Raw genomic sequence first — 9,868 nt, 5'->3', positions numbered from 1 at the left:
CGACGGCGGCGGCGCCGGCGAAGACCGGGGCCATCTGCCACCGGAGGCCGAGCAGCGCCAGGGCGGCGCCGGCGGCCGCGACCACCGCGGCGCCGGCGTACAGGACCGGGCGGCGGGCGCGCGGCGGCAGCCAGCGGGCCGACACCAGCGCGACGGCGCCGAGCACCGCCAGGATCTCCAAGGGGGACATGGAAAGTCCGGGGACCATCGCGGTCATCGGACCGCCGCTGCGCTGTTCATCCGCCGAAGTCTCGCACCGGTCCGCTCGTTCCCCTTCGGTCGTTCGACCGGTTTCCGGCCGGGCGCCTCCGCCGGACGGCCGAGGCGCCGCTCGGCCGGGCGCTATTCGACCGGTCTGATCTGGGTCAGCATCCGGACCGCCCCGAGGCCGGCCATGTCGTCCCAGACGCTGGAGTAGATGCCGGTCTCCTCCGAGGGCCAGTCGGTCCACACGGCGTTGCTGGCCTGGGACCAGGCGCCGTTGTACCAGATCGGGATCGCGGGCAGCTCCTGGAGCGAGATGCGCTGCAGTTCGCCGATGAGCTCGGGGTAGCGCGGGTCGTCGGTGGCGACGGTGGCGAGTTCCTGCGTCAGCTCCCAGGCGTGGTCGTTCTGCCAGCGGGAGAAGTTGCCGGTGTTCTGGGCCTCGCCGATCGGCAGCTCGAACAGGTACCGGTAGTGGCTCCACGGGGAGTTGGTGATACGGCTGTTGTTGTTGATGAGGAGGTCGAAGTCGCCGGAGGTGCGGGCGGCGTCGACCTCGGCCGCGTCGATGAACTCCTCGGTGACGTTGATGCCGACGTCGCGCAGGCCGTTGGCGATCGAGCGGGCGGCGTCCTCCCAGTCGGTCCAGCCGGTGGGGACGATGAGCTTCATCTCGACCTTGTCGCCGTCGAGGGTCTCGACGAAGCCGTCGCCGTCCTCGTCGGTGTACCCGGCGGCCTGGAGGATCTCGATCGCCTGGGACGGCTCGAACGCGAAGCCGTGCTCCTCGATCGCCTCGGCGTCGAAGTAGCGCTCCCAGATCGGGAGCAGTCCGGTCGGGTGCGCTTCGCTGACCATGCCGCCGTAGACGGAGTCGACGATCTCGCCGGGGCTGATGGCGAAGGCCATGGCGCGGCGGAACTCGGGGTCGTCGAGCGGTGCGCGCGTGGTGTTGGGGATGAGCATGGCCGTGTTCGCGGCGGCCATGAACGGCGGCTTGTCGTAGTAGGTGCTCAACTCCGGTTCGCCGGCGAGGAAGTCGGCGATGCCGGGCAGGAAGTTGTTGGCCAGGTCGAGGCGGCCGTCGACGAGCATGTTGAGGGCGTCGGCGTTGCCGGGGGTCACGAGGTCGACGAGGAACCTGGGCCGCACTTCGAGGCCGAGCGCCTCGGTGGCCCACCAGTCGTCGCGCTTGACCCAGGCGATGCGCTGGTCGTCGGCGCTGTGGACGGTGTAGGGGCCGGAGACGACGGGGGTCTCGTCGAGCGGACCGGTCAGGATTTCGTCCTCTGTGTACTTCGAATAGACGTGCTTGGGCACGATCTCGTTGGTATAGAGGAGGTTGTCCCATTCCTGGCGGCGGGCTTCGCGGAAGTGGAAGCGGGCCGTCCGGTCGTCGACGACTTCGACGGAGTCGAGCCAGTCCCAGACGCTGCGGAAGGGCACGCCGTCGATCCTGCCGAGTTCGAAGGTGAACGCCACGTCCTCGGCGGTGAGCGGATTGCCGTCGCTCCAGGTGATCCCCTCGCGCAGGACGACCTCGAACTCGAGGTCGCCGGTCCAGGCGCCGGATTCGGCGAGCCAGGGGGTGAGCCGCTGCTCGACGGTGTCGAACAGGAAGAGGTGTTCGTATCCGAGGCCGTTGAGGCCGGTGACCTGCCCCGCTGAGATCGGGTTGAAGTCGGTGGGAGGGCCCCAGGCCGCGCCGGTCGTGTAGAGGGTCTGGTCGCGGGGGAAGTCGTCGATCGACATGCTGCTCGGGTCGGCGCCGCCGTCGGTGTCGTCGCCGTCGGTGCACGCTGAAGCCGCCAGGGCCGCCGTGGCGAAGATGGCGGGCAGATTGCGCCTCTTGGTCATTTCGCTACTGCTTTCGATTTGAGGGATGACCTGTCGCTGACCCGGGCCGGGTCCGCGGACGAAAGCCGCAGGACACGACAATTGATTCCGATCAGTGATGCAAGTGAATAGCAGGTCATTTCAAAATAAATCCGCGTATCCCGGGTTGCGGGTGCGAGTCGGTCGGCACGCCCCGGTGGGGACGTTCCGGACGGCCGGTACGCGAGGCCGGAGGCGCGGTCGGGGTTGCCGCCGCGCGGGGATCTGAGCCTCGCGGTCGTATCAAGTTATCGCAGTTCGGAAGCTATGACAGTCCACTTGACTGCGAATCCGGCGCCTTCCGGCGGCCCGATCGGACGAATGGCGAGCACAACCGTGGAATCGCTCTCATCTCAATGCGAGATTTCGATACAGAATCGATACAGTTCCAATTCTCGCTGACTAGCGGATATCGGCGACCGGTGACCGACAGCACCGAGGCGGTCGCGGATGCGAGTCGGAGGAGCCGCCGTTCCGTGAAGCGCGCACCCGCGGGAGTCCGGCGCCCGCCGGCGCGTTCGCGGGCCTGTCGTGTGAAACGGGCCATGACCGGCTTGACCCTGACGTCGCGTCAGGGCCGAGCATTCCGGGCATGACCGAATTCAACTCCCCTGTACCGATGCCCGCGCTCGACGCGGTGGCGCCCGAGCCCTACCGCGAGTTCTACGGCATGCCCGCGTTCACGGTCTGCCCGACCGCCGACCTCGAGGCGTCGCGCGACTTCTGGATCGAGGGCCTGGGCTTCATCGACCTCTTCACGAGTCCCGGCGCGGTCACGCACCTGCGGCGGTGGGCGTTCCAGGACGTGCTGCTGGTGCCCGGCGAGGCGCCGACCGAGGCGCCCGGCGTCAGCGCCAACTTCTCGTGCGTGCTCGGCCAGATCGAGGAGGTCCGGGAGCGGTGCGAGCGGCTCGCCCCCGGCTGCACCGAAGGGCCGCGCGAGATGCCCTGGAACTCGGTCGAGCTCACCGTCGTCACCCCTGAGCGCACCCGGGTGGTCATGACGGCCGCACGGCCGATCGACCCCGACAACCCGATCGTGCGCGAACTGCGCGAGTTCATCGACCGGTCCAGGGAGTGACGGCGGTGCCCGCCGGCTGCGCGACACTGGGGTGATGACCCGCGACGCCGCCCGGCCCGAGCCGGGCACCGACGACGGCCTCACCGTCGGCCGGGCCGCCGGCCTGGTCGGCGTGAGCGTCCGGACGCTGCACCACTGGGACGCGATCGGCCTGGTGCGGCCAAGCGGCCGCACCAGGGCGGGATACCGGGTCTACTCCGGCGAGGACGTGGCCCGCATCCACCGGGTGCTCGTCTACCGCGAACTCGGGTTCGAGCTGGCGCAGATCGGCCCCATCCTCGACGATCCCGGCGCCGACGCGACCGGCCACCTGCGCCGGCAGCGCCGCGAACTGGTCGAGCAGATCGAACGGCTGCACCGGATGGTCGGCGCCGTCGACCGGATGCTCGAGGCGTCGCGGACCGGGATGCGGCTCACCCCCGAGCAGCAGGTCGCGATCTTCGGCGACGACTGGCGTCCCGAGTGGACCGGCGAGGCCGAGCGGCGCTGGGGGCGGTCGGCGCAGTGGGCGCAGTACGCGCATCGGGCCGCCGGGCGCTCCCCCGCCGACTGGGAGCGGGTCGCGGCCGAGACCGACGCGTTCCAGGCGGACCTGGCGGCGGCGAAGCGCTCCGGCGCCGCGCCGGGCTCGCCGGAGGCGAACGCGCTCGCCGAGCGGCACCGGGCGCTCATGTCGACGTACTTCGACTGCACCCACGCGATGCAGGTGTGCATGGGCCGCATGTTCACCGAGGACGCCGGCTTCGCGGCGCACTACGACGGGATCGAGCCCGGCCTCGCGCGGTGGCTGGCGGACGTCCTGTCCGCGAACGCCGCGGCCAACGGCGTGGACCCGGAGACCGCGGCCTGGGAATGACGCGCGTCAGCGGCGGGCGATGGGCTCCTGCGCGCTGAGGCGGGCGGCGTCGGCCGCCGCGAGGCCGGCGACGTGGCCCTCGTAGTTCGTGATCCGGGTCGAGCGCCCGGACTTCAAGCGCGGGAACAGCTCCCGGGTGCGGGCGTCGACGCGCTCGTCGCGCTGCCGCATCACCGGCACGAGGTCCGTGCCGGTCTCCTCGGCGACCTCGCGGGCGGTGTCGTCGGCCGACGCGCGCAGCCGCTCGCCGATGCGCATGGCGAACGAGGCCAGGAACGACTGCCGGAACGAACGCGTCTGGGACTTCCCGCCCCGCTTGGCGGACACCGAGCCGGCCCGCGACATCGCCGCGGTCGCCTGCACCAGGAGCGAGTGGTACAGCAGCTCGACCGAACGCAGGTCGCCGCGGTCGCCGATGAGCGTGGTGAACCCGCCCTCGGGCCAGTACACCGACCGGCAGTGGTTCGCGTCGGCGATCTGGGCGACGAGTTCGGCCTTCGGCAGCTCGTAGGGCCGCTCGATGACCACGCGCAGCGCCTCGGGTTCGCGCTTCGCCTGCCCCGCTTCGGACAGCAGGGCCTCGTTGATGCTGTGCCGGGCGATGAGCTGCTGCGCCTTCGCGGTGAAGGCCTCGGCCTCGGCGTCCGAATCGGTCGACTCGGCCTTCGCCAGCAGCGCCCGGATCTTCACGTACACGCGGGAGGACTCCGCCACGCCCAGGTGGTGCGCGATCAGCGGCGTGCCCGGCAGCGGCTCGACCCGCGGGAGCTTCGGGAGCCCGCCGAGCAGGTCGAGCGCTTCGAGGACCGCGGCCCACAGCACGATCCGGTCCCAGCGCCCCAGGCCCGCGGCCGCCTTGGCGACGCCCGCGAACGGCGCCGCCGCGTCCAGCTCCTCGCGGTGCTCGATCCAGCGGTCGCTGAGCTGCGCCTCGGTGTACCGCGCGAGCTGTCCGCGCATCATGACCGCCCCGGCCCGGGCCGCCTCGGCGCTGAGCGACTTCTTCAGCGCGCTCGACGCCTCCCGCGGCATCCAGCCCCACTCCCAGGCGCGGAGCGCGGCGTCGTCCCCGAGCTCCTCGAACACCCGCGCCAGCGCGGCGGGCCAGCCCGGATCATCCGAGGCCCCTTCGAGCGCGGACGCCGCGTCGACCCAGTCGGGCCGCACGGCCCTCGCCCGCTGGAGCGCGCCCAGCACGGCGTACCGGGCCCGTCCTTCGAGCGGCAGCCCGTTCAGCTCGTCCTGTTCCACCATGTCCCCGTTTCCCGCCGGCAGGGTCCGACTGTACCCAAGCACACCAGCTCGCAGCGGTAGAGCGTGACCGAGTCGGCTCGCCTCAGGACCGCCGCGGGGAGCGCAGGGCCCGGGGCGAGGCGCCGAGTTCGCGGCGGCAGGCCTTGTTGAACGCCTGGAGGTCGGGGATGCCGACCGAGGCGGCGACGGCCGGGATGGACAGGGTCGACTCGCGCAGGAGGTGGGCGGCGCGTTCGAGGCGGCGCCGGCGGATGTGGGCGACGACGGTGGTGCCGGTCTCGGCGCGGAACAGCCGGGTGAGGTGGTTGTGGGAGACGCCGACGGCCGCCGCCACGTCGGGGACGGTGATCGGTTTCGGCAGGCGCCCTTCGATGTAGGCGAGCGCGGCGGCCACCGCCGGGTGGTCGCCCGCGTCGCCGCCGGTGTCCGGGCGCAGCGCCGTCAGCCGCCACAGGACGGTCCAGATCTCGGCGTTCCGTCGCGCCGGGGACTGCGGGGCGGCGGTGATCGCCTGGCGCATCATCGCGGCCAGGACCGGCGCGGCCGCGCCGGCGTCCTGCATGACCGGCACCGGGTGCGACTCGCCGCGGTCGGTGAGCCTCGCGTGGATGTAGAGGTGCTCCGACGGCCCGCGGTAGCGGTACCGGACCTCCGTGCCGGCGGGGATCAGGCTGACGTGCCCGGGCCGGATCTCGTGGACGGTGCCGCCGACTTCGAGCGCGCCCTCGTAGGAGTACAGGTGGAGCTGCCACAGGTCGGGCAGGCGGAAGCGGTCCTCGAGGGTGGAGAGTCCGTGGAGCCCGGTGCCCGCGTTGACCACGGCGGGCGGCTCGTCGAGGGGCACACGTACGATGCGCATGGTGAAAACCAACCACTAGTCGGTGAGTACGGCCCATTACAGCACAGCCTGGAGTCCATAGGCTCGTCGCATGGCAACCACATCACTACCGCTGCTGTCGTCGGTCGAGGTCGCGCGCTTCGTCGCGCACGGCTTCCACCGCATGGACGGCGTCGTCCCCGACGAGCTCAACGAGGAGGCCATCGAGGTCTTCGACGCCGGGGTCCCCGTCGTCTACCGCGGCGAGCCGGTCGCGAAGGTCTTCGAGGAGGGCTCGTTCGCGCGGCGCCTCCTCGACGTGCCCGCGGTCGCCGGGGCGCTGCGCAGCCTCGTCGGCCCCGACCCGCTCGTGGACCACCAGGCCCTCCACGTCCGCTCGCCGCACGAGGGCGCGGCCCAGCCGCTCCACGGCGACGCGATCATCGACACCCGCCCGGACGCCTTCGACGTCCAGCTCATGTACTACCCGCACGAGGTGACGGGCACGATGGGCGGCACGCTGTCCGTGCCGGGATCGCACCTGCGCCGCACCAACGAATCCGACACCGGCCGCTACCAGAATCTCCGCGGCCAGACGCGACTGACCTGCCCGGCGGGCACGGTGGTCCTGCTCCACCACGGCATCTGGCACGGCGGCCGGCGCAACGACTCCGACCGCCGCCGCTACATGTACAAGATCCGGTTCAACCCCACGGTCCCGCAGGTGCGGCTGTGGGACACCGCCGACCTGGACGATCCGCGCGTCGCCGAGGAGCTGTCGGTGTACTTCCCCTGGTGCGAGCACGCCACCGGGCGCCTGGAGATCTACAACCGCATCAAGTTGTGGCGCGCCATGACCGGCGACGCCTCGTTCGACATCGACCTCTGGGCGACCCGGGTCGCCAACCGCCCCGGGAGGGCCGCATGAAGCAGCAAGTCCTGGTCCTGTACCTGAACACCTCGGGCCTCGACTCGGAGGTCCTCGCGTGGTCCTTCTACGACGGCACGGGCACGACGAACCCGACGACCGGCGACAGCGACCTGCCGCCCTACGACACCGGGACCGAGGCGCTGCGGGACGGATGGCGCCTGTTCCAGGCGTCCCAGCTCGTCCCGCCGTACCCGGGTCACGAGTACGACACCTCGTTCCTCAAGCACGAGTTCTGGTTCGAGAAGCTGGAGTGATCCGCGGCGGCGCCTCGGGGCGGTGCGAGGGCCGCACCGCCCCGAGGGGCCGCTGGACCGGGCGGGCGCGGCGGTGCCGGCGCGGTGTCCGCGGCTCCGCCCGCTGGAGGCGGACCGTCGCGGGCACCGTTGGCGGCCGACGTCGTGCGGCGCGCCGCCGCCGCCTCGGACATACTTGCTGGCATGTCCCGCACCGACGATGTCGTCAACGGCATCAAGCGCATGATCCTCACCGGCGAGCTGCACCCCGGTGAGCGCCTCCCGGTCGAGAAAGACCTCGCCGAAGCCCTCGGCGTCTCCCGCGGCTCCCTGCGCGAAGGGGTCCGGGCGCTGTCGGTCCTCGGCATCCTGCACACGCGGCAGGGGGACGGCACCTACGTCACCCCGCTCGACGTGTCGCTCCTCTTGGCGCCCATGGGTTTCGTAGTGGACCTCCAGGTCGAGGGGCAGACCCGCCAGGTGCACGCGGTGCGGCGCCTGCTCGAGTGCGAGGCCGCCCGCCTGGCGGCCACGGGCATCACGGAGCAGGCGCTCGACGAGGCCGAGGCCCTGCTCGACGAGGCGCGGAGGATCCTCGACAGCGACCCCGAGCAGCACGAGCGGATGATCGAGATCGACATCGCCTTCCACCGGATCATCGCCGAGCACACGGGCAACCCGGTGCTGGCCGGCATGATCGAGGCGCTCGCCAGCCGCACCGTCCGGGAGCGGCTGTGGCGGAGCCTCCGCGAGGAGGGCGCCGACCGCCGCACCCACGAGGAGCACACGGCGATCCTGCGGGCGCTGCGCTCCCGCGACCCGGACGTGGCCCGCGTCCGCATGGCGAACCACCTGCTGGGGGTGGAGGAGTCGCTGCCGGGGGCCGAGAGCGCCGGCTCCGGCGAGGCCGCTCCGCCGGCGGGGGCGCCGGACTGAAGCCCGCGCTTCGCCGGCGAAGCGGTCACGCGTCCGGTCAGGGCGTGCTGACGGTGAAGCGGCGCACCGTGATCGCGCCCCCGAGGGCCTGGGTCGCGTAGTTGAAGACGGCGAACCGGTAGCCCATGAAGAACGTCCAGTTGCTGTTGAGGGTGAACGCGGGTCCGAGCCTGGCGAAGGTCGTGCCGTCCGTGCTGTAGGAGAACGTCGCCTGGCGTCCGGTGCCGGGCCGGATGTCGGCGGCGACGCGGAGCCAGACCCGGTCGCCGCACAGTTCGGCGCTCGCGCGCTCGACGCCGGTGCCGGTGGTGTTCCAGTTCGCGTCCATGGTCAGGCTGTCGGTCATGGAGATCCGGGTGACGCCGTTGTCGCGGCGCAGGCCGATCCAGGCGGAGGCGTCGCGGAGCATCGCGAGCCCGGCGCGGTCGCCGTTCGCCATCGCGGCGGGATCGATCTCGACCGTGGCGGTCGAGCTCGGCCCCTGGATGCGGTGGGTGAGCGTGTTGCGGGCCCAGTAGAGGTCGCCGGTGACCGTCGCGGTCTGGAGGCGCAGGCCGCTGCCGGAGGACCACTTCGTGTTGTCGGGGTCGTGGTTCCACTCCCACTTCGGGGCGAGGGTCGCGGCGGTGAACTCGTCGGTCCCGATGAGGGACGGGACGGGCCGGGGCGCGAGGTTCGGGAACGGATAGGTCGCCCCCCAGGCGCCGTTCACCGTGGTGACCTGCGGCCAGCCGTCGCCGGTCCAGGTGATCGGCGCCAGCGCGGGCATCCGGCCGCCGGGGTAGGCGTCGACGAACGCCATGTAGTACCAGGCGCCGTTCGGGGTGCTGACGAGCCCGCCCTGGTGGGGGACGCCGCCGCCGCTGATCGGGCCGCGCATGTCGAGCAGGACCTGCCGGAGTTGGTACGGGCCCCAGGGCGAGGCGGACTTGAGGATGTACTGGCCGTTGGCCGGGCGGGTCAGGAAGATGTAGTAGGAGCCGTTGATCTTGTAGAAGCGGGCGCCCTCCAGGGTGCCGATGTTCGAGGGGGTCGTGAAGACCTGCTGGTTGCGGACCTCGGTGCGGCCGTCGGCCGAGAGCTGGGCGACCGAGATCTGGGTGTTGCCGTAGGCGACGTAGATCGTGTCGTCGGAGTCGACGAGCATGCCGGCGTCGTAGTAGGCGCGGGGCAGCTCGGCGTGGCGGGTCCAGGGGCCGGCCGGGTTCGTCGCGGTGTACATGTAGGAGCGGGCGAAGTCGATCTGGCCGAGCCAGTAGTACCGGTTCTGGCTGGGCCGGTGGGCGATCGTGGAGGCCCAGATGCCGCGGACGTAGCCGCGGGCGCCGTTGAGGTCGTACTTCGCCCCGAAGTCGAGCGAGGGGACCGAGTGGCCGATGAACTCCCAGTTGACCAGGTCCCACGAGCGCAGGACGGGTGCTCCGGGCGAGTAGTGCATGGTGGACGCGGTCATGTAGAAGACGTCGCCGACCCGGATGACCTCGACGTCGGCGAAGTCCTGCCAGACGACCGGGTTGGCGTAGGTGGACTGCTGGGCCTCGGCTCCGGTGAACGGGTTGAGGGCGGTCGCGGCGAGGGCGCCGGCGCCGCCGACGAGGACGGCGCGGCGGGTGCTCGGCTGCGTGAGCCAGGTGCGGCGTTCGGGCGTGCTCATGCGAGGGTCCTTTCAGAGGCGGCGGCG

The 9,868-nt window shown here is 71.7% G+C and carries 9 protein-coding genes and 1 pseudogene; 5 read left to right on the top strand and 5 right to left on the bottom strand.

Translation table 11 applies throughout. The features are described from left to right. Both GFD30_RS17790 and GFD30_RS17785 read right to left on the bottom strand, forming a co-directional pair. Window positions 1-190, bottom strand: a pseudogene (locus tag GFD30_RS17790) (hypothetical protein); the annotation flags it as partial. 152 nt (window positions 191-342) lie between these two features. Beyond that, a complete protein-coding gene (locus tag GFD30_RS17785; protein WP_153026535.1) occupies window positions 343-2,061 on the bottom strand; it encodes an ABC transporter substrate-binding protein in 1,719 nt (572 codons plus the stop codon). Between the two features lie 610 nt (window positions 2,062-2,671). On the opposite strand from GFD30_RS17785, the gene GFD30_RS17780 reads away from it, so the two are divergent. Together GFD30_RS17780 and GFD30_RS17775 are read left to right on the top strand one after the other, a co-directional pair. Next, on the top strand, window positions 2,672-3,160 hold the full coding sequence (locus GFD30_RS17780; RefSeq protein ID WP_153026534.1) for a VOC family protein: 489 nt from the start codon (window positions 2,672-2,674) through the stop codon (window positions 3,158-3,160). Between the two features lie 34 nt (window positions 3,161-3,194). Then, window positions 3,195-4,016 carry a MerR family transcriptional regulator gene (locus GFD30_RS17775; protein ID WP_153026533.1) on the top strand — a complete coding sequence of 274 codons (822 nt, stop codon included), beginning with the start codon at window positions 3,195-3,197 and terminating at the stop codon, window positions 4,014-4,016. Between the two features lie 6 nt (window positions 4,017-4,022). Here GFD30_RS17775 and GFD30_RS17770 read toward each other — a convergent pair whose 3' ends face one another. Both GFD30_RS17770 and GFD30_RS17765 read right to left on the bottom strand, forming a co-directional pair. After that, on the bottom strand, window positions 4,023-5,270 hold the full coding sequence (locus tag GFD30_RS17770; protein WP_153026532.1) for a DUF2786 domain-containing protein: 1,248 nt from the start codon (window positions 5,268-5,270) through the stop codon (window positions 4,023-4,025). An 82-nt stretch (window positions 5,271-5,352) separates the two neighbouring features. Further along, window positions 5,353-6,129 (bottom strand): AraC family transcriptional regulator, encoded by a 777-nt coding sequence (locus GFD30_RS17765; RefSeq protein WP_153026531.1) that lies wholly within the window; start codon window positions 6,127-6,129, stop codon window positions 5,353-5,355. 70 nt (window positions 6,130-6,199) lie between these two features. Between GFD30_RS17765 and GFD30_RS17760 the strand changes: the two genes are divergently transcribed. From GFD30_RS17760 to GFD30_RS17750, 3 genes are all read left to right on the top strand, one after another. Further along, window positions 6,200-7,015, top strand: coding sequence for a phytanoyl-CoA dioxygenase family protein (locus tag GFD30_RS17760; RefSeq protein ID WP_194202007.1), 816 nt, complete (start codon window positions 6,200-6,202; stop codon window positions 7,013-7,015). Next, window positions 7,012-7,272, top strand: coding sequence for a hypothetical protein (locus tag GFD30_RS17755; RefSeq protein WP_153026530.1), 261 nt, complete (start codon window positions 7,012-7,014; stop codon window positions 7,270-7,272). Before GFD30_RS17760 ends, GFD30_RS17755 begins: the two co-directional genes overlap by 4 nt. A gap of 183 nt (window positions 7,273-7,455) precedes the next feature. Then, window positions 7,456-8,187: a FadR/GntR family transcriptional regulator gene (locus GFD30_RS17750; protein WP_153026529.1), complete on the top strand. Its 732-nt coding sequence runs from the start codon at window positions 7,456-7,458 to the stop codon at window positions 8,185-8,187. Window positions 8,188-8,224: 37 nt separating this feature from the next. Here the strand turns inward: GFD30_RS17750 and GFD30_RS17745 are convergent, their stop codons facing one another. Then, complete coding sequence (locus GFD30_RS17745; RefSeq protein ID WP_153026528.1) at window positions 8,225-9,841, bottom strand: glycoside hydrolase family 43 protein; 1,617 nt, start codon at window positions 9,839-9,841, stop codon at window positions 8,225-8,227. Window positions 9,842-9,868 lie beyond the last annotated feature (27 nt).

It is taken from the genome of Glycomyces albidus (assembly GCF_009451885.1).
In the GTDB taxonomy this organism is placed as follows: Bacteria; Actinomycetota; Actinomycetes; order Mycobacteriales; family Micromonosporaceae; genus Glycomyces; species Glycomyces albidus.
The sequence above is the reverse complement of the archived record's forward strand: the minus strand, read 5'-3'. Positions and strand labels throughout refer to the sequence as shown.